16 protein-coding genes and 2 pseudogenes are annotated in these 21,893 nt (G+C 74.7%); 10 read left to right on the top strand and 8 right to left on the bottom strand.

Going from position 1 to position 21,893, the window contains the following annotated elements; translation table 11 throughout:
• Positions 1 to 39: 39 nt before the first annotated feature.
• Positions 40 to 528, bottom strand: coding sequence for an MSMEG_6728 family protein (locus E4N63_RS01825; protein WP_230239714.1), 489 nt, complete (start codon positions 526 to 528; stop codon positions 40 to 42).
• Positions 529 to 914: 386 nt separating this feature from the next.
• Here E4N63_RS01825 and E4N63_RS01820 point away from each other — a divergent pair, with 386 nt between their 5' ends.
• Positions 915 to 2,603, top strand: coding sequence for an NAD(P)/FAD-dependent oxidoreductase (locus tag E4N63_RS01820; RefSeq protein WP_230239713.1), 1,689 nt, complete (start codon positions 915 to 917; stop codon positions 2,601 to 2,603).
• A gap of 674 nt (positions 2,604 to 3,277) precedes the next feature.
• Positions 3,278 to 3,742: an ATP-binding protein gene (locus E4N63_RS01815; RefSeq protein ID WP_230239712.1), complete on the top strand. Its 465-nt coding sequence runs from the start codon at positions 3,278 to 3,280 to the stop codon at positions 3,740 to 3,742.
• Between the two features lie 82 nt (positions 3,743 to 3,824).
• Here the strand turns inward: E4N63_RS01815 and E4N63_RS01810 are convergent, their stop codons facing one another.
• Both E4N63_RS01810 and E4N63_RS01805 read right to left on the bottom strand, forming a co-directional pair.
• Positions 3,825 to 4,595, bottom strand: coding sequence for a class I SAM-dependent methyltransferase (locus tag E4N63_RS01810; protein ID WP_230239711.1), 771 nt, complete (start codon positions 4,593 to 4,595; stop codon positions 3,825 to 3,827).
• Between the two features lie 58 nt (positions 4,596 to 4,653).
• Positions 4,654 to 6,456, bottom strand: a complete 1,803-nt coding sequence (locus E4N63_RS01805) for a serine hydrolase domain-containing protein (protein ID WP_230239710.1) — start codon at positions 6,454 to 6,456, stop codon at positions 4,654 to 4,656.
• A 233-nt stretch (positions 6,457 to 6,689) separates the two neighbouring features.
• Here E4N63_RS01805 and E4N63_RS01800 point away from each other — a divergent pair, with 233 nt between their 5' ends.
• Both E4N63_RS01800 and E4N63_RS01795 read left to right on the top strand, forming a co-directional pair.
• Positions 6,690 to 7,220, top strand: coding sequence for a VOC family protein (locus E4N63_RS01800; RefSeq protein ID WP_125623451.1), 531 nt, complete (start codon positions 6,690 to 6,692; stop codon positions 7,218 to 7,220).
• Between the two features lie 121 nt (positions 7,221 to 7,341).
• Positions 7,342 to 7,881, top strand: coding sequence for a type 1 glutamine amidotransferase domain-containing protein (locus E4N63_RS01795; RefSeq protein ID WP_125623450.1), 540 nt, complete (start codon positions 7,342 to 7,344; stop codon positions 7,879 to 7,881).
• Positions 7,882 to 8,116: 235 nt separating this feature from the next.
• On the opposite strand, the pseudogene tnpA reads toward E4N63_RS01795, so the two are convergent.
• Positions 8,117 to 8,441: pseudogene (gene tnpA / locus E4N63_RS01790) on the bottom strand (IS200/IS605 family transposase).
• Between the two features lie 77 nt (positions 8,442 to 8,518).
• Here tnpA and E4N63_RS01785 point away from each other — a divergent pair.
• Both E4N63_RS01785 and E4N63_RS01780 read left to right on the top strand, forming a co-directional pair.
• Positions 8,519 to 9,793 (top strand): transposase, encoded by a 1,275-nt coding sequence (locus tag E4N63_RS01785; protein WP_230239709.1) that lies wholly within the window; start codon positions 8,519 to 8,521, stop codon positions 9,791 to 9,793.
• 23 nt (positions 9,794 to 9,816) lie between these two features.
• Complete coding sequence (locus tag E4N63_RS01780; RefSeq protein ID WP_125623448.1) at positions 9,817 to 10,056, top strand: DUF397 domain-containing protein; 240 nt, start codon at positions 9,817 to 9,819, stop codon at positions 10,054 to 10,056.
• A 124-nt stretch (positions 10,057 to 10,180) separates the two neighbouring features.
• Here E4N63_RS01780 and E4N63_RS01775 read toward each other — a convergent pair whose 3' ends face one another.
• A complete protein-coding gene (locus E4N63_RS01775; RefSeq protein ID WP_125623447.1) occupies positions 10,181 to 10,927 on the bottom strand; it encodes a leucine-rich repeat domain-containing protein in 747 nt (248 codons plus the stop codon).
• Positions 10,928 to 11,021: 94 nt separating this feature from the next.
• Positions 11,022 to 11,697 (bottom strand): annotated as a pseudogene (locus E4N63_RS01770) (pyridoxal 5'-phosphate synthase).
• 437 nt (positions 11,698 to 12,134) lie between these two features.
• Between E4N63_RS01770 and E4N63_RS01765 the strand changes: the two are divergent.
• Positions 12,135 to 12,635, top strand: coding sequence for a hypothetical protein (locus tag E4N63_RS01765; RefSeq protein ID WP_125623445.1), 501 nt, complete (start codon positions 12,135 to 12,137; stop codon positions 12,633 to 12,635).
• A 310-nt stretch (positions 12,636 to 12,945) separates the two neighbouring features.
• Positions 12,946 to 15,399, top strand: coding sequence for a glycoside hydrolase N-terminal domain-containing protein (locus E4N63_RS01760; protein ID WP_230242300.1), 2,454 nt, complete (start codon positions 12,946 to 12,948; stop codon positions 15,397 to 15,399).
• Positions 15,400 to 15,531: 132 nt separating this feature from the next.
• On the opposite strand, the gene E4N63_RS01755 is transcribed toward E4N63_RS01760, so the two are convergent.
• Complete coding sequence (locus tag E4N63_RS01755) at positions 15,532 to 16,668, bottom strand: aminoglycoside phosphotransferase family protein (RefSeq protein WP_230239708.1); 1,137 nt, start codon at positions 16,666 to 16,668, stop codon at positions 15,532 to 15,534.
• Positions 16,669 to 16,904: 236 nt separating this feature from the next.
• On the opposite strand from E4N63_RS01755, the gene E4N63_RS01750 reads away from it, so the two are divergent.
• Positions 16,905 to 18,404 (top strand): hypothetical protein, encoded by a 1,500-nt coding sequence (locus E4N63_RS01750; RefSeq protein ID WP_125623443.1) that lies wholly within the window; start codon positions 16,905 to 16,907, stop codon positions 18,402 to 18,404.
• 112 nt (positions 18,405 to 18,516) lie between these two features.
• On the opposite strand, the gene E4N63_RS01745 is transcribed toward E4N63_RS01750, so the two are convergent.
• Positions 18,517 to 20,031, bottom strand: a complete 1,515-nt coding sequence (locus E4N63_RS01745) for a PP2C family protein-serine/threonine phosphatase (RefSeq protein ID WP_125623442.1) — start codon at positions 20,029 to 20,031, stop codon at positions 18,517 to 18,519.
• Between the two features lie 317 nt (positions 20,032 to 20,348).
• Here E4N63_RS01745 and E4N63_RS01740 point away from each other — a divergent pair, with 317 nt between their 5' ends.
• A complete protein-coding gene (locus E4N63_RS01740; protein WP_125623441.1) occupies positions 20,349 to 21,806 on the top strand; it encodes a HEAT repeat domain-containing protein in 1,458 nt (485 codons plus the stop codon).
• Positions 21,807 to 21,893 lie beyond the last annotated feature (87 nt).

Here is a 21,893-nt window from a genome sequence, read left to right as displayed (position 1 = left end):
GTGCCCGCGCCGGGCGCGGCCGCACCGGCGCGGGAGCGGCTACGCCACGCCGGGCCCGGCCGCCCCGTACCGGTCCGAGACGGGCCACACGTACGGCAGATCCCCCGGGACCCCGGGGAACAGCGGTCCGTACCGCTCCGGGTCCTTCCGTACCAGTGCCGACCGGTGGCTCAGGTGAAAAGCGGGATCGCCCAGCCACGGCGGCAGTTCGCCCGCCGCCCCGAGCTCCTCCTGGGACCGGGCCGCCGTGCGCCCCGTGGCGTGGGACAGATCGGTGACCAGGGTCGCCGCGCAGGTGTCCCGGCGGCCGTCGGCACACCACACCCGGACCATGTCCAGGCCGTACCGGACCAGCGCCTCCTCGTAGCCCGCCCACATCCGGACGGCCGGGTGATGACGCCAGCCGTATCCCGGCACGGTGAGGCCGCGCAGCACCTGGATCGTCTCGACCCGCTGCTTGCCCAGCCGCCGCGCGTCCAGCACCCGGGCGCTCTCCAGGAACTCCGCACAAGGGAGGAAGGTCTGCATCCGCCACCTCACCCGCCGGCACCCGTACGACCACGACCGGGACCACGACCGGGGCTGCAGTCACGGTGACCGCAGTCCCGGTGCCGTGCACCGCACCACAACGGCCCCGCTGCGGCCACGCCGGCCCAGTCGGGGGACCGGCCCGGCGTACAGCGGTGCGTCCGCGCGTACGGCCCGACCCGCGCACCGCGCACCCGGCGCGGCACCGCGCCCCGGCTCAGGCCCGTGCGACGCAGAGGGCGACCGCACAGGGCGACCTCACGGCGCGACCGCACGCCACCCCGGCGGGGGGCCGGGCCCGTACCGCGCCCGCCTGCGGTGATCCTCGCAGCCCGCACCGCGTTCCGCGACCGCTGGGAGCCGTGCCGGGCGTGGTAACAAGAGCCATGCCGACCACACCGGAACCCACCGCACCGAGTCCCCGGGAGCCCGCCGCGTCCTCCGCACCGGCGGCCCCGGCCCGGGGCGCCTACGACGCCGTCATCGTCGGCGGCGGGCACAACGCCCTGGTGGCCGCCGCCTACCTCGCCCGGGCCGGCCGCAGCGTGCTGCTGCTGGAGCGGCTGGACCGGGTCGGCGGCGCGGCCGTCTCCACCCGCCCCTTCGCCGGGATGGACGCGCGCCTCTCGCGCTACTCGTACCTGGTCAGCCTGCTCCCCGGGAAGATCGTCAACGATCTCGGGCTGGACTTCGCCGTCCGGCACCGCTCCGTCTCCTCGTACACCCCCGCCGTCCGCGACGGCCGGCCCACCGGGCTGCTCGTCGGCGGCGGCACCGCCCGCACCCGCGCCTCGTTCGCCCGGCTCACCGGCTCCGACCGGGAGTTCGAGGCGTGGCAGCGCTTCTACGGCATGACGGGCCGCGTGGCCGAGCGGGTGTTCCCCACCCTCACCGGGCCGCTGCCCACCCGGGGCCAACTGCGGGCCCGGATCGACGACGAGGCGGCCTGGCAGGCGCTGTTCGAGCAGCCGCTCGGCGTCACGATCGAAGAGACGTTCGCCGACGACCTGGTGCGCGGCGTCGTTCTCACCGACGGCCTCATCGGCACCTTCGCCGACGCCCACGACCCGGGCCTCGCCCAGAACCGCTGCTTCCTCTACCACGTGGTCGGCGGCGGCACCGGCGACTGGAACGTGCCCGTCGGCGGCATGGGCGCGCTCACCTCGGCCCTGGCCGGCGCGGCCCGCACGGCGGGCGCCGAGATCCGCACCGGACACGAGGTGACGCGCCTGGAGACGGACGGCACGCACGCCGAGGTGACGTACCGCCGCGCGGACGGCACGGGCACGGTGGCGGCGCGGCACGTCCTCGTCGGCGCCTCCCCCGAGGAACTGGCCGCGCTTCTCGGCGACGAGCCGCCCGCGGCCGAACGCGCGGAGGGCTGCCAGCTCAAGGTCAACATGCTGCTGCGCCGGCTGCCCCGGCTGCGGGACCCGGAAGCCGACCCGCGCGAGGCGTTCGCCGGCACCTTCCACATCGCCGAGGGCTACGGCCAACTGGCCGAGGCCCACCGGCAGGCGGCGGCGGGGGAGGTCCCCGGGGCACCGCCCAGCGAGATCTACTGCCATTCCCTCACGGACCCGTCGATCCTCGGGCCGGAGCTCGCGGAGAGCGGCCACCACACCCTCACCCTCTTCGGCCTGCACACCCCGGCCCGGCTCTTCGAGGGCGACCCAGCGCAGGACGGCGGCGTGAGCAGTGGCGCGCGGGATGCGGGCGCGCGGGGTGGGGGCGGCACCGGGGACTCCGTCCGGGACCGGCTGCTCCGGGCCACCCTCGCCCAGCTCGACGCCCACCTGGCCGAGCCGCTCTCCGACTGCCTCGCCACCGACGCCGAGGGCAGGCCCTGCATCGAGGCGAAGACACCGCTCGACCTCGACCGTGAACTCCGGCTGCCCCGCGGCCACATCTTCCACCGCGACCTGTCCTTCCCGTACGCCACGGAGACCACCGGCCGCTGGGGGGTCGAGACCCGGCACGCCAATGTGCTGCTGTGCGGGGCGGGCGCGGTGCGCGGCGGCGGGGTCAGCGGCATTCCCGGCCACAACGCGGCCATGGCGGCCCTGGGCCGCTGAACGGCCGCACCCCCGGCGGCCCTTGGCCTTCCTTCCTCCCCGCCCTGTCCGCCGCCGTTCCGTCCTCGCCGCCGTCCGTCCGGAATCCGCCCCGTCGCACGGGCGGTGAAGGAGGCGCACCGGACCGGTCCTGCGGCAACTCCCGTGCTCCCGTGCGCCGTTGACTCCTCCGGCGGCGCACGGAGGGAGCACGTTCCGGAACGGCCGGATGGAGGTCAGCCGTCCGGCAGGGCCCGCTACGGTCCGGCGCCGCCCCGTACGGGATTCCGGATACCGCCGCTGAGGCGTCCGTCCGCGGCCCGGGCCCCTCCCGTCCCGCACCGCCGCCCGGGTGTGACGTTACGTGCTCACATCGTCGCATTCCGTTGGGGGTGCGGGGGGTTCACGTCCGGCACTCATGGGCCCTTCCGTGCACCCCTCTGTGTGCGTGAACCCCCTTTGAACACTGCCGCCCGCGCGGTATCGGCCGTTCACTGGTAGCCATGAGACGGCGGGCCGCACTCCGCCGGTGACCGAAGGGCAGGGCGATGAACTCGCGCGAGTTACGGGAGCCTCCGGTGTGCACGGCGCGGACGGCATCCCTCGTACCCCGGGAGCCGCACGGCGCCCGGGCGGCCGTCCACCCGGCGGAGAGATGCCGGCGGATCGGCCTGGCTGCCGGTGCACCGGAGTCGGTGGGAGCGGCGCGCCGGGCGGTCGCGGAGACGCTCCGCGAGTGGCGACTGCCCTCGCTGGCCGATGACGTGACGCTGTGCGTGTCGGAGCTGGTCGGCAACGCCGTGGAGCACGCCGCGCCGCACCCGGAGCCCCCGGCCGGGCACGGAGCGGCCGGGCACCGAAGGCCGTCCGGGCACGGACCCGCCGGTGACGGCCACCACGGGATCGGCGTGACGCTGCGGGCCTGGCCGGAGTGGCTGTTCCTGGAGGTCACCGACGGGGACCCCCGGCCGCCCGCCCCTCCCGCGGTGCAGGTCTCGCCGCACGAACTGCCCGCGGCCCTGCCGGGCTTCCCGCTCGCCGACCGCGGCCGGGGCCTGTTCCTCGTCAACACCCTGGCCGACGCCACCTGGTGGGCGCCCCGCGCCCGAGGCGGCAAGAGCGTCTTCTGCCGCTTCGATCTGACCGACAGGGCCGTCTGAGCGGCCGGTCGAAACGCGGACCGCCGGGGCCGTCCGGGCGGTCGTGGGGGCGGGTGGTCGTCAAGGCGGGGAGGCCGGTCCGTCACCCGGCGAGCCGGGCCTTCCAGATCTCCTCACTCGGCCACCGCCGGGCCCAGCCGGCGGAGACCTCCGCGTACTCCCGGTGCGCGGGGCGGGGCGCCCGGACCTCGATCAGGTCCTCGACCACGAAGCCGTGGGACCGCAGCAGACGCAGCATCTCACCGTGCGGCAGCACGAACTCGACGCGCCCGCCCCAGTCCAGGCGGTCCATGCCGAACAGCGGGCGGAGCAGCGCCGCGGACGCCTGCTCTCCGGGGCGCGCGCAGAGCGCGAAGAGCGGCGAGTACCGCAGGAACACCAACTGGCCGCCGGGAGCGAGGACCCGCGCCGCCTCGGGGATCCACCGCCGGGGATCGCACCAGAGCGAGGCACCGTACTCGCTGACCGCCAGGTCGAACGCCCCGTCCGCGAACGGCAGCCGCTCGGCGTCCCCCAGGACCAGCGGGAAGCGGAGTCCGAACTCCTCCTGCATGGCGTGGGCGGTCGCGAGCTGCCGCTCCGAGAGGTCGATGCCCACCGGCTGCGCCCCCGCCCGGGCCAGCCCGGCGGAGACGTAGGCGGTGCCGCAGCCGAGTTCGACGGCACGCGCCCCGGTCATCTCGCCGGGGAGCACGGAGACCTCCGACTCCGGAGTGCCCCACAGGCCCCAGCGGATCTCGGTGCGCGCCCAGTGGTCACGGGCCAGCGGTCCGTGCGCGGCGGCCGCTTCCTCGTCCCAGTAGCGCCGGTTGAGCTCCAGGTGTCCGGCGCGGTCGCCGTCGCGGAGAGGCATACGGGCATTCGACCGGGGACCCGGACGCCTCCGCAACCGGATTCCCCGCAGCGGTGGTTCAGTCCGCCGACGGCGCCCAGCCCACCGCCTCGATGCGCTCCGCGTCGGCCCGGCGGGAGCCGTCGAAGACGGTGCGGCGGCCGTCCGTCACCCGGATCCCGTCCGCGTAGACACCCCGCCCGACGTACCGGACGTCCGTCTCGCAGCGCCAGCGCAGCCGCACGGGGCCGCCGCGCCACTGCGCCAGGCCGGCGGACGCCCGGTGCCAGACCCGCCCCGACCAGCCGCCCACCGCGCCCTCCGGATGCTCCGTCGGGGCCTCGTCCCCGGGCCCCTCGGTGGTGAACGGCACCGGCCGCCAGCTCTCCCCGCCGTCCGCCGAGGCCTCCAGGTGCAGCCGGTCGGCGTTCGGCTCGGTGTCCCACCACAGGGAGAAGGCGAGCCGGGGCGCGGTGCCGGTGAGGGTCAGCTCCGGCAGGGTGAGGGTGGTCGTCGCGCCGTTCTCCATGCCGGTGAACCAGGCCGTGCGGCCCTCGGGCGGACGGACCGGCACGGCCCGCGCCAGATGCGTCGCCGCCGCCACCCTCGGCGCGCTGCCGGAGCGCCAGGTGCGCACCGGGTGGACGGAGTTGCCCAGCAGGACGAGGAAGGAGTCGGACACCGGGTCGAGCACGAGGGAGGTGCCGGTGAAGCCGGTGTGCCCGGCGCTGCGCGGGGTGGCCATCGCCCCCATGTACCAGTGCTGGTAGAGCTCGAAACCCAGGCCGTGCTCGTCGCCGGGGAAGTCGGTGTTGTGGTCGGTGAACATCAGCTCGACCGACTCCCGCTCCAGGATGCGGACGTCGCCGTACGCGCCGCCGTTCAGCAGGGTGCGGCACAGCACGGCCAGGTCCCAGGCGCAGGAGAACACCCCGGCGTGCCCGGCGACGCCGCCGAGCGACCAGGCGTTCTCGTCGTGCACCTCGCCCCAGACCAGTCCGCGGTCCAGGCCGCTCCACGGCGCCCGGGCGTCCTCCGTCGCGGCGATCCGCGGGCGCCAGGAGGCGGGAGGGTTGTAGCGGGTGCGGCGCATGCCCAGCGGCCCGGTGACGTCCCGCCGCAGCAGGGCGTCCAGCGGCCGGCCGGTGACCTCCTCCAGAACGAGCTGGAGGGAGATGAGGTTGAGGTCGGAGTAGGCGTAGGCGGTGCCGGGCGGGCTCACCGGCCTTTCGTCCCAGAGGAGTTGGAGCTTCCCCTCCCGGGTGGGCTCCCGGTAGAGGGGGATCCAGGGCCGGAGGCCGGAGGTGTGGGTGAGGAGCTGCCGTACGGTCACCTCCTCCTTGCCGCCGCCGGCGAATGCCGGGAGGTACGAGGCGACGGGCGCCGCCGGCTCCAGTGCCCCGCGCTCCATCTGCTGCACCGCGAGGACCGAGGTGAACAGCTTGGAGAGGGACGCCAGGTCGAAGACGGTGCCGGCGGACATCGGGATCCGCTCGTCCGGCGGGAACTCCACCCCGCTGTCGGACTCCTCGTCGTACGCCGCGTAGCGGACCGCGTAGCCGATCGGCTCGTGCAGGGCGACCGTCCGGCCGCGCCCGGCGAGGACCACGGCGCCGGCGTACCAGGGGTGCTCGGGGGACGGGCCGAGGAAGCCGCGGGCGTCCTCCACCAGCCGGTCGAGGTGCGGCCGGAGCAGCCCCGCCTGCCGGGCGGAGCCCCGGCGCAGGACGGGGGCGCGGCCACTGCCGGAGAGGAGGGGCGCGGCCTGGGCCGGCGCGGAGGCCAGTAACAGCGCCCCGCCGAGCGACAGCGCGCCGCCCGCGAACCGGCGCCGGGAGAGTCCGCCGTCCACCGTGCCGCCGTCCACCGTGTCGTCCGCCATCGCAGCTCCTCTGGAGAAAATTTCCGGACGGTCGGCCACCAGCTGAAACTTTCTTCCCGTGTTCATGTCACTGTCAACCCCGCCGGGCCGTACGACACCCGCGCCCCTCCGGACGCCACCCGTTTCCTCCGGACGGCCGCCGGGAACGCGGGGCGCGGAAGCAGGCGCCCCGCCCGCATACTGGCGGTGACGGGGTCCACCGCCGCGACCCCCGGGACGAGAGGAGAAGCGGTATGCCGCAACCGGAGGGCGCTGAACTCCAAGCCGTCCGAGACCGCCGCGAGCGCTTGCGGAAGCGCTGGCTGCGCGAGCCCGGCGACCGGCCGCCGACCACGGTGCGCGGTATCCACCACGTGGCGTTCATCTGCCGCGACGTCGAGGAGACCATCCGCTTCTACCAGGGGTTCCTGGGCTTCCCGCTCGTCGAGATCGTGGAGAACCGCGACTACCGCGGCTCCACGCACTTCTTCTTCGACCTCGGCCACGGCAATCTGCTCGGCTTCTTCGACTTCCCCGGCCACGAGCACCCGCCGGCCACCGAGACCGTCGGCGGTATCCAGCATCTCGCCCTCTCCGTGGGCGACGAACAGTTCGCCGCCGCCCGCGCGGCGCTGGACCGGGAGAACGTGGACTATGCGGGCCCCGACCGCGGCGTCGAGGAGAGCCTCTACTTCCGCGACCCCAACGGGGTGCCGATCGAGCTCTACCGGGAACGCCTCGGCATCTTCGACGGCAGGCCGGTCACCGGCCCCGGCACGGTCTGAGCACCCACCGGCCGCGCCCTCCCTCCCGCCCTCTCCCTCCGGCTGTTTCGCCCGCATACGCCCGGGTACGCGGCGAGTGCACCGCGCAAGCGACGCAAGAGTTCGAGAGGACGTGGGAAACGTGAAGGTTGCCTTCCTCGTGGCCACGGAGGGTGTCGAACAGATCGAGCTGACGGAGCCGTGGCAGGCGGTGAAGGACGCCGGCTGGACACCGGAGCTGGTCTCCACCTCCTCCGGTGAGATCCAGGCGTTCAACCACCTGGACAAGGCGGACACCTTCCCCGTGGACAAGGCCGTGTCGGACGCCTCCGCCGACGACTACGCCGGCCTGGTCCTGCCGGGCGGTGTCGCCAACCCCGACTTCCTGCGGCTCGACCGGAAGGCCGTGGCCTTCGCCAAGAGCTTCTTCGACGCGGGCAAGCCGGTCGCGGCGATCTGCCACGGCCCGTGGACCCTGGTCGAGGCCGGAGTGGTGCGCGGACGCACCCTCACCTCCTGGCCGAGCCTGAGGACGGACATCGAGAACGCGGGCGGCACCTGGGTCGACGAACAGCTCAAGGTCTGCTCCGCCGGCCCCAACAAGCTGATCACCAGCCGCAAGCCGGACGACCTCAAGGCGTTCGGCGAAGCGATCACCGACGAATTCGGCAAGGCGGGCTGACCGGCGGCTGCCACCACCCGTACACCGGTGCGGGCGGTGGCCGCCGCGCGCGCCGCACCGCCGGCCCTCGCGCCGGGCTGCCCCCGTGGGCGGCCCGGCGCCGCTGTCTCCCGGACCGCCGCGGGCCCTCCGGGCCCTGTCCGGCGCCGCCCGCCGTCGTTACCGGGACTCCTACAGAATGCCCTGGTGTTCACGCCGGGGATGAATGCATCTCAAGGCTGCTCTGACGTGTACTTCAGGGCGGCCGTTTTTGCTGCTCGATGTACTGGCGGACGATTTCCAACGGTGCTCCGCCGCACGATGCGGAGAAATACGAGGGCGACCACAGGTGTCCGTGCATGATGGCGTGGTTGTTCCGGCCGGTGAACTCTCCCCCAGCCTTCGGCCGGGAGGTGCCCCCAGCCGGATCTGGCGGGCGGAGACGACCTTGAGGCTGTTGACCCGTTTGGAGACGGTGACCTTCGGCGGGTGGTGCACCAGGAGGTGGACGTGATCGGGTTCGCCGTTGAACTTCCTCAGCCGCGCCGGTACTTCGTCACGAAGACCGAATGCATGGGCATTGCCGAAACGACGTGCCTGCCCGGTCTGTAATCATTCTGCACCCGTCCATGAGACCGATCGTCGTAGGATCCTGGGTGTGCAGCTCCGCTACAACTTCCGGGCCTACCCGGACGCCTCCCAGCGCTGTGCGCTGGCGCGTGCGTTCGGGTGTGCCCGCGTGGTGTGGAACGACTGCCTGCGCGACCGGAAACAAGCGCACGCGGCGGGGCTGCCGTACGTGACGTCGGCGGAACTGTCCCGGCTTCGCATCACCCAGGCCAAGCGCACCGGCGAGCGCGCCTGGCTCGCCGATGTGTCGGCGGTCGTCCTGCAGCAGTCTCTGCGGGACCTCGACACCGCCTACAAGAACTTCTTCGATTCGATCAAGGGCAAGCGGCAGGGCCGCAAGGTGGGGCCGCCCCGGTACAAGTCGAAGAAGGACACCCGGCAGTCGATCCGCCTGAACACCAACGCCTTCTGTCTGAAGGGCGACGGCACGGTGTACGTGGCCAAGGTCGGCGACCTCAAGGTCGTATGGTCCCGCCGGCTTCCGGCCGCACCCACGTCCCTGACCATCACCCAGGACCGTTGCGGCCGGTACTTCCTCAGCTTCGTCGTGGACACCGAGCCGGACATCCTCCCCGAGACGGAAGCAGAGTCCGGTATCGACCTCGGCCTGTCCGCCTTCGCCGTCCTGTCCGACGGCCGGAAAATCGACAGTCCCCGCTTCCTGCGCCGGGCGGAGAAGAAGCTCAGGCGTCTGCAGCGGGAGCTGTCCCGTAAGGCCAGGGGATCGAAGAACCGGGCCAGGGCCCGCATCAAGGTCGCACGCCAGCACGCCAGGGTGGCCGACCGGCGCCGGGACTGGCACCACAAGGCATCCACACAGATCATTCGCGACAACCAAGCGGTGTACGTGGAAGACCTCGCGGTGTCCGGCCTCGGGCGCACCCGGCTCGCCAAGTCCGTGCACGACGCGGGATGGACCGCGTTCGTCGGCATGCTGGAGTACAAGGCGGCCAGGCACGGCCGCACCTTCGCCAGGGTGGACCGTGCTTTTCCGTCCTCCCAGGTCTGCTCGGCCTGCGGATTCCGCGACGGCTCCAAGCCCCTGCACGTCCGGCAGTGGACGTGCAGGGCCTGTGGCACCGTGCACGACCGCGACCACAACGCAGCCCGCAACGTCCTCTTCGAGGGACGCCGCCTCGTCGCCGCCGGACGGGCGGAGACATCAAACGCCTGTGGAGCGCCGGTAAGACGGGCACCCGTGCCCGCACAGCGCGGTGAAGCAGGAAGCCCCCGGAAGGGTCGGACGACCCAGGCCGGAATCCCTGGACTACAGACCAGGGAGCACGTCAAGCTGACCGGGTGAAACGGACCGGGAGGAGCAGGGGCATGGCGGACACTCCCACACGGCGGGCGGCCACGGAGCACGGGAAGCCGCAGCTCGATCTCGACAACGCGGTCTGGCAGTCCAGCGGCCAGGGGACGGGCGATGTCCAGATCGCCTTCGTCGAGGGCTTCGTCGCGATGCGCGACCGCCGCGACACCGAGGGCCCGGCCCTGGTCTTCACCCCGGGGGAGTGGCGCGCCTTCGTCCTGGGCGCCCGCGACGGCGAGTTCGACCTCGGCTGAGAGCGGCGGAGGCGCCGGAAACGGGAGGCGCCGGAAACCGGAGGCGACGGAGCCGGGGCGGGCCGGAACCGGCGCCGTCCGGGCCGGGCGTCCGCCGGCCGGGCCGCCCCGACGGGGCGGTGGCTCAGAGCAGTACCGCGCAGCCCCGCCGGGCGAGCTCCCGTACCACCGGGCCGTCCTCGCCGACGCCGGTCCAGCGCAGGTCCAGCTTCTCCAGGGACGGCAGCCCGGCGAGCCACCCCGGCAGCCGGCGCAGCGGATTGGCCCGCAGATCGAGCCGGCGCAGCAGCGGCAGCCCCGCCATGCCGTCGGGGAGGCCCGTGAGGCGGTTCTCGCGCAGGTCGAGTTCGCGCAGCTCCGCCAACGCGCCCAGGGTGCCGGGTAGTTCGGTGATCCGGTTTCCGCGCAGCCACAGCTCGCGCAGATTCCGCAGTTCCCCGGCGGACTCGGGCAGTGTCGTCAGCGCGCCGTGCTGTGCGCGCAGTTCGACCAGGCCGGTCATGACGCCGAGGTCCGGTGGCAGCGCGGTGAGAGGGTTCTCGCCGGCGTTGAGGTAGCGCAGTGCGGTCAGCCGGGTCAGTGAACGGGGAAGCACTGTCAGCCGGTTGTCGTGGAGATACAGGAAGCGGGTCAGGCCGGTCAGCCCGCCGATCTCCTCCGGGACGGCCGTGAGGGCGTTGTGCCCGAGATCCAGGGTGTGCAGCCGGCGCAGTCCCGCGATCCGGGGAGAGAGCCCGGTCAGTCCGTTGCCGGCGAGGATCAGGACGCGCAGCCCCGTACGGTCCCAGACCTCCTCCGGAACGGTGCCGAGTCCGCGATTCCACAGATTGAGCGATTCCGTGCCCGGACCGGCCGGCTCCGCTACGGCCATGGGCCGGCCGGCAGTACGGAGCGGTGTTCGTGCCCGGTGGTGACGGCGGCCGGGGGTGGTTCGGGCGCGGCCGGTCCGGCCACCGCGGATCCGGTCAGGGCCACAGCAGCTCCTTCCGCCAGCCGTCCGCCTCCCGGCGGTAGTTGAGCCGGGTGTGGCGGCGGCCCCGGTCGCCCTGCCAGAACTCCACCGCCTCGGCGCACGGTGTACAGCGTCCATTCCGGAGCTGCCAGGTCCGGTTCCCGCTCCAGCCGCGCCAGCGACTCCTCCACGGCGGCATCGCGGGCCGCCGGCGATGCCAGCGGCTCGCTCTGCCGGCCGAGCAGGGCCTCCGCGCGGGCACCCGCGCCCCGCGCGCGGAAGTCCGCGGCGCTCCGCTCGGGGGACTCCGCCACCACCGGGCCGCGCACCCGGATCTGCCGCGCCTGCGGCTGCCAGTAGAAGGTCAGCGCCGCGTACGGCCGTTGGGCCAGCTCCCGGCCCTTGGGGCTGCGCGCGTGCGCCGCGAACTGCCAGCCCGCCGCGTCGGCGTTCTTGAGGATCAGCACCCGGGCCGACGGGACGCCGTCCGCGCCGGCCGTCGAGAGCGTCATGGCGTGCGGTTCGGGGACGCCGGCCCGGATGGCCTCCAGCAGCCAGCCGGTGAACAGCTCGTGCGGTGCCGGTGGCGTGTCCGCGGGGTCGAACCGGGGCAGTTCGCCCTCGAACACCCCCAGTCCGCGCAGGAGTTGCCGAAGGTTTGCCGTCGTCACGCGTCTCCTCCCGTTCATGGTGGACGGACACGGACCCTAGCCGCATGGGCCCCGGAGCGGCACCGGCGGGTGGGCCGTGTCCCTCCCGGCCGTACCGGCCGCCCGGAGGCCGAGGCCGGGGTCCGGCGTTCCAGGCCAGGGGGCCGGTGGCCCGACCCCCTGGCACGGGGCGCGCGGCGGGCGACACGCGCCCTTCCGGACAGCCGTCCGCCTCCGCCCCGGCCCGCCCCGGCCCGGTCCCGGCCCGGTCGCCCGGCCGGCCGGACCGCCGCCCCTGCGCCGTCCGGCCGCGCATCACCCGTTCGGGCGGAGAGAGCGCACCGGGGCGGCGGTCCGGGCGGCCCGCGGAGGCCGTATCCGGGGCCGGTCGCCCGGCCGCCGCACCTGATCCCGGTGCGCGTCGTCCGGCCCGGCCGCCCGTGCCCGCGTGAACGGCCGCCCCGTACCATGGCCGCATGTCCTTCCTCCGCCGCCGCAGCGCAGCCACGCCCACCGGACCGGACTTCGACGTCCTCGCGATGGATCCCGGTGACTGGCCGGGCAATCTCGGTGCCGGGCTGCTCCCCGCGCCGGACGGAAGCTGCCAGGGCGTCTTCCTGCGCTACGACCTGTTCGGCGGCCGCGGCCCGGCGATGATCATCGGCAACCTGCCGGAGGGTTCCCCGGCCCGGGAGACCGGGGAGGACCAGGTGCCCTTCGAGGTGGCCCAGCTCCTCGAAGCGCTGGACAACGACGAGCCCGTGCGGGTGACGGAGACCGAGGACACCCCGGTGATGCACGAGGACAACCTCCTCATCGTGCGCCGGCTGAAGTTCTCCGAAAGCCGGATCTCCTGCGCCCAGTTCGACCGCAGCGACGGCGTGCTCGTCACCATCGCGAGCTGGGACCGGCCCATCACGGACGACCTGTACCGGCTCCTCAAGCCGCTGCCCGCGGAGATGTTCCAGGCGGGCTGAGCCCGCGGCACTCCGCCGGGTCTCCCCGAGATCCGCGGTCCCCGCGGGGAGTTCGCGGCCGGACACGGCTCGCGGACGCGGTGCGGCCGCGCCCGGAAGCGAGTGAGGCGGCCGGTCCGTGGCGGAGAGCGTCTGGCCCGGTGAAGCCCGGGCGGCGCGGGGCCGCCCGCCCGCCCCTCGCTCCACGCCTTGTTGTCACGTACCGCACGGACCTCTAGCGTGACCCGGCATGTCACCAGGCGCGCACCGGTCGCAGGAGCCCTCCTCCGCCCCCGGCGGCCTGCCCGGGCCCGGCACATCCGGGCACGGCATGTCCGGTTCCGGTCCCCGGGAAGGGGCCGGGGAGCCCGTCCTCCGGTACGACCGTCCCGCCGCCGACTGGGAGCGGGAGGCCCTGCCCATCGGCAACGGCGCGCTCGGGGCGATGGTCTTCGGAACCGTCCCGACAGAGCGGCTCCAGTTCAACGAGAAGACGCTGTGGACCGGCGGCCCCGGCTCCACCGCCGGATACGACCACGGCAACTGGACCGCCCCGCGCCCCGGGGCACTGGAGGAGGTCCGGCGCCGGATCGACGCGTCCGGGTCCCTCGACCCGGAGGCGGTGGCGGCGCTCCTCGGCCGCCCCCGCCGCGGCTACGGTGCGTACCAGCCCTTCGGCGATCTCTGGCTCGACCTGCCGCCCGAGGTGCACGGCGCCCCCGTCCGCTACCGGCGCGCACTCGGCCTCCGCACCGCCCTGGCCACCGTCCGCCACACCGACGCCCGGGGCGTCACCCACCGGCGCGCGTTCTTCGCCTCCCACCCGGCCGGTGTGCTCGTCGGACGGCTCAGCGCGGACCGGCCGGGGAGCACCGGTTTCACCCTGCGCGTCACCACACCCGAGGACGACCGGGACGTCATCGTCACGGCCGTCGGCGGACGGATCACCGTACGCGGCACCCTCCATGACAACGGCCTGCTGTTCGAGGCACAGCTGCAGGTGATCGCGCACGGCGGCACCCGCCGTGACGGCGACGGCGGGCGGGTCTCCCTGGAAGGCGCCGACAGCGCCTGGTTCGTCCTCGCCGCCGGCACCGACTACGCGGACACCCACCCGCACTACCGGGGTGACGATCCGCACCCGCGGGTGACCACCGCCGTCGACCGGGCGGTGCGCCGCGGCCCGCGCGACCTGCTCGCCGAACACACCGCCGACCACCGGCGGTTGTTCGACCGGGTACGGCTCGACCTCGGCGGCCGGCTGCCGGGGGACGTACCGACGGACCGTCTGCTCCGGGACTACGCGGGCGGGACGGCGGCGAACGGGACCGGCCCGGGCCCCGACGCGGACGGGACCGCAGACGCGGAGGGGAGCACCGGCGCGGAGGGGAGCACCGGCGAGGACGGAGCCGTCCGCAGCGACGCCACGGCCGCCGACCGCGCGCTGGAGGCGCTCGCCTTCCAGTACGGCCGCTATCTGCTCATCGCCTCCTCCCGCCCCGGCTCCCTGCCCGCCAACCTCCAGGGGGTCTGGAACGACAGCACGGCACCGCCCTGGGCGGCCGACTACCACACCAACATCAATCTCCAGATGGCCTACTGGCCCGCCCACTCCACCAACCTGTCCGAGACCGCCGAGCCGTACGACCGCTTCGTGACGGCCCTGCTCGCCCCCGGCCGGATCACGGCCCGGGAGATGTTCGGCTCACCGGGCTGGGTGGTGCACAACGAGACCAATCCGTACGGCTTCACGGGCGTCCACGACTGGCCCACCGCCTTCTGGTTCCCCGAGGCCGCCGCCTGGCTCACCCAGCTCCTCCACGACCGGTACCGCTACTCCCTCGACACCGGTTACCTCCGTGACACCGCCTACCCTCCGCTCAAGGAGGCCGCCGTCTTCTGGCTGCACCAGCTCCGCACGGACCCCTCCGACGGCACGCTCGTCGTCTCCCCCGCGTACTCGCCGGAGCACGGCCGGTTCACCGCGGGCACCGCGATGGCCCAGCAGATCGTCCACGATCTGCTGTCCAGCACCCTTGAGGCCGCCCGCGTCCTCGGCGACGACCCGGGCTTCCGGGACGGCGTGCGGCGGGCCCTCGACCGCCTCGACCCCGGCCTGCGCATCGGCTCCTGGGGCCAGCTCCAGGAGTGGAAGGAGGACCTGGACGACCCGGAGGACCGCCACCGGCACGTCTCCCACCTCCTCGCCCTCCACCCCGGGCGGCAGATCAGCCCGGGCGGCCGGTGGGCGGCGGCGGCCGGGACATCGCTCGGGGCGCGCGGCGACGGCGGCACCGGCTGGAGCAGGGCCTGGAAGATCAACTTCTGGGCCCGGCTCCACGACGGCGACCGGGCCCGCACCCTGCTCGCCGGGCAACTCCGGGAATCGACCCTCCCCAACCTCCTCGACACCCACCCGCCGTTCCAGCTCGACGGCAACCTCGGGGCCACCGCCGGAATCGCCGAGATGCTGCTGCAGAGCCACCACGGTGAGATCGAACTCCTGCCCGCGCTCCCCGCCGCCTGGCCGGAGGGCTCGGTCCACGGCCTCCGCGCCCGCGGTGACGTCACGGTGGACCTGGCCTGGTCCGGCGGCCGAGCGCACACGGCCGTCCTCGCCACCGGGCACACCGGGGAGCTCCGGCTCCGCGGCGGCCTGCTCGAAGGGCCGTACGCCGTCGAGGAGTTGACGGAGGGAGGGGCCATGGGAACACACAGGCGGGAGGACGGTGCCACCGTCCTGAGGGCCCGCGCCGGGCACCGCTACGTCATCACCGCGCGGTGACCCACCCGGCGTGGTGACGACACCGCCCCGGACCCGGGCCGGCGGCACCGCCACCGCCCACCGCGTCGCGGCAGGCGCCGGCCCCACCGTACGGGCGCGCCCCACCCCAGGGGCACGCCCGTACGGCGCCCCTCAGCGGGTGCCCACCGCTGCCCGTACCGCCCGCCGGGCTATTCCGCAGTCGTCGTGGAGACGCCGCAGCAGCAGCCGCTGCGCCTCACCGGGGGAGCCCGTGGCCCCGGGCAGGACCGGGGCGGGCTCGCGCATCATGCGCTGCACGGCGGTTTCGCAAGTGCGGATCTCCCGGGTGAGCACCAGCATCAGATTGACGAGGAAGGCGTCCCGCGCGGCCGGGCCGGCCGCCTGCGCCAGCCGGCTGATCCGGCGGCGGGCGGCGGGCGCCTCACCGAGGACCGCCCACAGTGTCGCCAGGTCGTAGCCGGGGAGGTACCAGCCGGCATGGTCCCAGTCGAGCAGCACCGGGCCGGCCGGGGAGAGCAGGATGTTGGAGAGCAGCGCGTCGCCGTGGCAGAACTGCCCCTGCCCCTGGCCTTGCCGGCTGCCCGACTGCGCCAGGCCGTGCAGCAGCTTCTGCAGGTCGCTGGTGTCCCGGTCGGTGAGCAGGCCCAGTTCGTGGTACCGGTTCAGCCGGCCCGCGTAGTCCAGGGGCACGCCGAACAGCCCGGCCGGCGGCCGCCACTGGTTGACCCGGCAGACCGCCTGGAGCACCGTCTTGATGTCGGCGCGGGGCGGGCCCTCCACCGGGTGCCGCTGCAGGGCCGCCGGCCGCCCCGCCATCCGCTCCACGACCAGCGTGCCGTTGTCCGGGTCCGCCGCGACCAGCCGGGGCACCCGCACGGGCGGGCGGTGCCGGACGAACGCCCGGTACGCCGCTATCTCCTGCCGGGCCCGCTCCGACCGGTCGGGCGAGTGGTCCAGCAGGCACTTCGCCACCGCCGTGGCACGGCCCGTGGTGCCGACGATCAGCACCGAGCGCCCGCTGCGGCGGAGCACCTGCACCGGATGGAACTCCGGGCAGACGCGGTGCACCGCCGCGATGGCGGTGCGCAGCTGGGTGCCCTGAGGGCCGGACAAGTCGATCCTTCCGCTGAGGGTCTGGCCGCCCCGGCCCACCGCGCGCTGCGGCCGCCCGACGGTCGGCAGGGCCGGCCCTGCCGGTACGGCACCGGCGGCGTACGGCCTGCCACCACCTGCCTGCGGACGGTACGGCGGAGGCGGGGCGGACACGGAGGACGGCGCTGCGTACATGGGCGGAACGGATCCCTTCGTGGGCCGACGGCATGCCTGCGCCGCCCGCCCGGGGGCCGGGCTCCGCACCCTGGGGAAATGCGGTCCGGTCACCGGGACGGGTGGCGCGGTTCCTACCCGACACCCGGGCGCGGGTGGCACACCACCTGGCGGACCCTGGCGAAGCCTGGCGAATACTCCGCACTCCCCTGACAGGCCGTTAATGTCGAGGCAGCCGAGGAACCTGGGGGCTTGACGTGACCAAGGAACCCAACACCCGACTCGCGGACCTGTTCGGCCTCACCGGCTGGTCCAAGGGCGAGCTCGCGAGGCTGGTCAACCGGCAGGCGGCGGCCATGGGCCACCCCCAGCTGGCGACCGACACCTCGCGGGTGCGGCGCTGGATCGACACCGGCGAGGTGCCGCGCGATCCCGTGCCGAAGGTGCTGGCGACCCTGTTCACCGAGCGTCTCGGCCGTGTCGTGACCATCGAGGACCTCGGACTCGGCCGGCGCGGGCGTGCGGGGAGGACGCGGCAGTCCGACGACGGACTCCCCTGGGCGCCCGAGCGGACCGCCGAGGTTCTCACCGAATTCACGGGAATGGACCTCATGCTCAACCGACGCGGCTTGGTGGGCGCGGGCGCCGCGCTCACCACAGGATCAGCACTCGCCGTCGCCATGCGCGACTGGCTGCACACCGACCCCGCGGGCGCCCTCCCCGGGCCCCGCACCGGCAGCCCGGCGACCGCCGGGATGGCCGACTTCGACCGGTTCGACGCGGCCCCCGTCGGGACACAGGAGGTCGAGGCGCTGGAGCGCTCGGTCGAGGTGTTCCGCGCCTGGGACGCGGCCCGTGGCGGCGGGCTGCAACGCAAGGCCGTGGTCGGCCAGCTCAACGAGGTGGGCGGCATACTCGCCTACCGCCACCCGGAGCACCTCCAGCGCCGGCTGTGGGGCGTCGCGGCCAATCTCGCGGTGCTCGCCGGCTGGATGTCCCACGACGTCGGCCTGGAGCCGACCGCGCAGAAGTACTTCGTCATCGCGGCGCACGCGGCGCGCGAGGGCGGTGACCGGCCGCGGGCCGGGGAGGCGCTGTCCCGCGCCGCCCGGCAGATGGTCCACCTCGGCCGCCCCGACGAGGCACTGGACCTGATGAAACTCGCCGCCTCCGGTTCCGGGGAGGAGACCCTGCCGCGCACCCGCGCCATGCTCTGCACGATCGAGGCGTGGGCCCAGGCCTCACTGGGCCGCGGGCAGGCGATGCGCCGCACCCTCGGCCGGGCAGAGGACCTGTTCGCCTCCGACCGTGGCGACGTACCGCCGCCCAGCTGGATGCAGATGTTCGACGAGGCCGATCTGCACGGCATGCAGGCCCTGGCGTTCCGCACCCTCGCCGAACACGACCCGTCGGCCGCCGTCATCGCCAAACGCCACGCCAAGGAGGCGCTGCGGCTGCGCGGCAAGGGCCACCAGCGCTCGCAGATCTTCGACTACATCTCGCTCGCCTCGGCGTGCTTCATCGCCGACGACCCCGAACAGGCCGACCGCTACGCCCGGTTGGCGCTGGTCAGCATCGGGGAGACCTCTTCGCACCGGACGTGGGACCGGCTCCGGGAGATGTACCGGCTGACGGGGCAGTACGCCGGGCACTCCACGGTCGACGACCTGCGCGCGGAGATCCAGGCGGCCCTGCCCAAGGCGCCGTCGTCCCGCGCCTCCGCGCGGGGGGCCGGGGGCCGGATGACGGGCGTGTAGCCGGCCTCTCCCGTACGGCGTCCGACGCGCGCGGCACCGGCCCGGTGTCACGCCGGTGGCCCGCGTGCCGGCCCGCCGGGGAACCCGCCGCCGGCCGCCCGGAGTTCCGGCGTTACGGCACGTCCCTGGACGGCTCCCGCCGCTCCGCTTCCGCGCCGCCGATCCTGGCGACCAGGACGCAGGCGTCGTCCTCACGCTCCGTGCCGCCGAACTCCTCGACCACGAAGCGTACGCACTCCCGTGCGCTGCGCGCCGCGCAGAACCGGGGCGCCAGCTCCAGCAGGCGCCGGGCGCCGCCCGGTTCGCCGTCGGGCGAGTCGGACAGGCCGGCGGCCCGCCGGGCGAGTCCGTCGGTGTGGAGGACGACCACATCGCCGGGCTCCAGGGGCTCCCGCGCCTGCCCGTAGACGGCTCCGCTCGTGGCACCGAGGAGCACGCCCTCCGGCCGGGGGAGGGCGCGCCCGGTGCCGCCGCGGAAGAGCAGCGGAGCCGGATGGCCGGCCTGCGCCCACTCCAGGGCGCGGCCGGCCGGGTCGTACCGGCAGCACAGAGCGCTGCCGAGGGCCGGCTGGGCGGCGGTGTCCAGCAGCTGGTTGAGCCGCTCCATCAGCGCGCCCGGCTCCGCCCCGGCGAGCGCCATCCCGCGCAGGGCGCCGAGCAGCATGGCCATGCCGGAGGTGGCGGCGACGCCGTGGCCCGTGAGGTCTCCGACGCTCAACAGCACGCCGCCGTCCTGGAGTTGCAGGGCGTCGTACCAGTCGCCGCCGATCAGGGCGCTGGTGGCCGAGGGGAGGTAGTGGGCGGCGAGATCCGGCGCGCCGCCCGCGGCCGGCGGGAACCGCAGGGTCTCGCGCCACGGCGGCAGCACGGCCTCCTGCAGCTCCACCGCGATCCGGTGCTCGGTGCGCGCGATCTGCCGCCGGCGCAGCAGCGCCTCATGGCTGTCGCGGACCGCCCGCTCGCTGCGGCGCAGTTCGGTGACGTCGCGGAGGACGGCCCACATGGAGGCGGTGCGGCCGTCGGTGGCGAGGACGGGCTGTCCCGTCATGTGGACCGTGCGCACGACGCCGTCGGCGCGGACGATGCGGAACTCGCCGTCGATCGGGCGGCCGTCCACCAGGCAGTCCGTGACGATCGCCGTCAGCACCGGCTGGTCCTCCTCGACCAGCCAGGAGGGCAGCTCGTCCAGGGAGAGCGGGCCCTCCTGCGGGGAGCGGGCGAAGAGCTCGTACAGCTCGCCGGACCAGTCGGCCTCGTCGGTGAGGAGGTTCCACTCCGCGCTGCCCGCCCGGCCGGCCGGGCGGCGGGCCGGCGCCTCGGGCGGCGCGGCCGGCAGCGCCACACGGCCGGCCGCCGCCCCGGCGGAGACGGCCGCGCCGGCGGGTTCGGGAGCCGGGCCGTCGCGCAGCTGTCCCAGCCGCCGGCCCAGATCGTCCAGGTGGTGGACGGCGAGTTCGCAGAGCGCGCGCTGCCAGCGCAGCCGCGCGTCCTCCGGTTCGGCGGTCGTGGTGCGCCGTACGGCGTCGACTTCTCCGCGCAGGCGCATGGCCTGAGAGATCAGGGATTCGACCGTGCCCGGCTCGGGCGGCTGGGCGGCCGGGTGCTCCGCGGACACATGGGACGGCATGACGGACTCCGATACAGGCGCGGCACGGACAGGTCGGGGATCTGCCGGGAGGGCCGGTTACGACTGTTGCACAGGGAGCGACGGTCCGTAAGAGATTCGGCGATACCCGACCCGGTGGTGCGGACGGCATATGACGCCGGTTCGCGGCGGTGTTCCCGGCCCGGCTCGGCGGAACGGCCGCGTCCGGGTAGGGTGCGGCGTTCGGGACCCGGAATACCCTCTTCCCGCCGGGCATGGGGGCCGCGGTCACCGGCAAGAATGCCGGTCAGCGGAAATATCCCGTTGCCAGCGACCCTCCCGCACCGGATGCTGACCTCATGTTCGATCCAGACATAGCGCCCAGCGGCACCCTGCTCGGCCTCCTGCAGCGAGGCCGCGGCGACGGGACCCTGCACGCCCTCGCGGCCCCCCGGGGCGAGGCGCTCGCCGCACTGCACCACTGCGTGGTGCGTGACCCCCGTCACGACTGGCAGCTGGAGAACCGCTCCCTCTATTACGCGCGCCTCCACCTCGCGCTCGACGGCGGCCTCGACGAGATCGAACAGCACCTCTTCGACGCCGACGACGTGATGGACACCGCCGAGGAACGCACCGGCCTCGCCCTCTCCTTCCTCGGCCACCTCGCCGGCTACGGCCGCACCGACGCCGTGGACCTCCTGCGCCGCTACACCGCCGCCGGCACCAACTGGCCGTGGGCGCTGGACGAACTCGCCCTGCGCGCCGACGACTCCGTGCTCCGCTCCCTGGGCGCGCCCGTCCTCGCCCGCTTCCCGGCCGGCCCGGAGGGCGACGCCGCCCTCACCGCCGCCGTGCGCGACGCCTGGGAACCCCGGGCCTGGCGGCTGTGGGCGGACGGCGCCGCCGGCCCGGACGTCGCCGCCCGCGTCCGCGCCGCACGGGAACAGGGCTCCTTCGACCGCTGGCAGCGCCAGCTCAGGCCGGCCGGACCCAGCCCCGGCTGGAGCGTCCCGGAGATCCTGGAGTGGGCCCAGCGCTCCTACGAGGAGGAGCCGGAGCAGCCGCGGCACGAGGCCGCCGCCCGCTGTCTCGCCGCCGTGGCCGGCCCCGAGGACCGCCCGCTGCTCCTCGAAGCCGCCCGCAACGGCCCCGAGGCCGCCCGCAGCGCCGCGCTCCGCCATCTCGCCGACCGTCAGGACCCCGGCGTCCTCGATCTGCTGGACCTCGCCGCCTCGGGCACCACCGTCTCCTCCGGCCCGCCCGGCCTCGTCGCCGAGACCGCCCTCGCCTCCTTCGAGCGGATGCGGAGCATCGCCGCCCTCGAACGCGCCCGTACCTGGGCGCACCGCGACGACGCCGTCGGCAACGCCGCGGCCGGGATGCTCGCCTGCCGCGGCGGCGTGCGGGACGCCGGCCTCGTCCTGGCCGCGCTCCGCCGCACGGTGCGGAGCGGGGGAGCCGACGCCCGCGATCTGTGGACCCTCGTGGACGGCACCGGCCGGCTGCGGATCGACAGCGCCGCCCCCGTCCTCCGGCACATCTACCGCGAGACCTCCTCCTCCCAGCTCCGCGGCCGGGCCGCCCGCGCCCTCGCCGCCACCGATCCCTCCTTCGCGGCGGGCTTCGCCGTCGAATGCCTCTGGGACTGCGAGGAGTCCACCCGCGAACTGGCCGCCCGGCACGCCGCCATCGGAGACACCCGGGTCATCGAACAACTGCGCCGGCTGGCCACCGATCCCGCCGAGGAGGCCGAGGTCCAGACGGCCGTCCGCAGCCGCATCGGCCCCGACGCGGGATTCGCCCCCGGCGGGGTGTGAGCGGGGCGGCGCGGCCTGCCGGCGGGGCCGGCCGCTCCGGCCGTGCGCCGGCCGGGCGTGGCGCGCGTGAGCCCCGCACCGCGGCCC

The sequence above is a fragment of the Streptomyces sp. MNU89 genome (assembly GCF_020982505.1).
In the GTDB taxonomy this organism is placed as follows: Bacteria; Actinomycetota; Actinomycetes; order Streptomycetales; family Streptomycetaceae; genus Streptomyces; species Streptomyces xinghaiensis.
Note: the sequence above shows the minus strand (reverse complement) of the source record. Positions and strands in the feature narration are given on the sequence as shown.

Bases quoted from the DNA above. Each gene is read 5' to 3' on its own strand.
- E4N63_RS01760 (WP_230242300.1), top strand. From the start codon at position 12,946: ATGTCCGGTTCCGGTCCCCGGGAAGGGGCCGGGGAGCCCGTCCTCCGG.
- E4N63_RS01775 (WP_125623447.1), bottom strand. From the start codon at position 10,927: ATGGCCGTAGCGGAGCCGGCCGGTCCGGGCACGGAATCGCTCAATCTG.
- E4N63_RS01780 (WP_125623448.1), top strand. From the start codon at position 9,817: ATGGCGGACACTCCCACACGGCGGGCGGCCACGGAGCACGGGAAGCCG.
- E4N63_RS01755 (WP_230239708.1), bottom strand. From the start codon at position 16,668: ATGTACGCAGCGCCGTCCTCCGTGTCCGCCCCGCCTCCGCCGTACCGT.
- E4N63_RS01825 (WP_230239714.1), bottom strand. From the start codon at position 528: ATGCAGACCTTCCTCCCTTGTGCGGAGTTCCTGGAGAGCGCCCGGGTG.
- E4N63_RS01820 (WP_230239713.1), top strand. From the start codon at position 915: ATGCCGACCACACCGGAACCCACCGCACCGAGTCCCCGGGAGCCCGCC.
- E4N63_RS01745 (WP_125623442.1), bottom strand. From the start codon at position 20,031: ATGCCGTCCCATGTGTCCGCGGAGCACCCGGCCGCCCAGCCGCCCGAG.
- E4N63_RS01740 (WP_125623441.1), top strand. From the start codon at position 20,349: ATGTTCGATCCAGACATAGCGCCCAGCGGCACCCTGCTCGGCCTCCTG.
- E4N63_RS01810 (WP_230239711.1), bottom strand. From the start codon at position 4,595: ATGCCTCTCCGCGACGGCGACCGCGCCGGACACCTGGAGCTCAACCGG.
- E4N63_RS01765 (WP_125623445.1), top strand. From the start codon at position 12,135: ATGTCCTTCCTCCGCCGCCGCAGCGCAGCCACGCCCACCGGACCGGAC.
- E4N63_RS01800 (WP_125623451.1), top strand. From the start codon at position 6,690: ATGCCGCAACCGGAGGGCGCTGAACTCCAAGCCGTCCGAGACCGCCGC.
- E4N63_RS01805 (WP_230239710.1), bottom strand. From the start codon at position 6,456: ATGGCGGACGACACGGTGGACGGCGGCACGGTGGACGGCGGACTCTCC.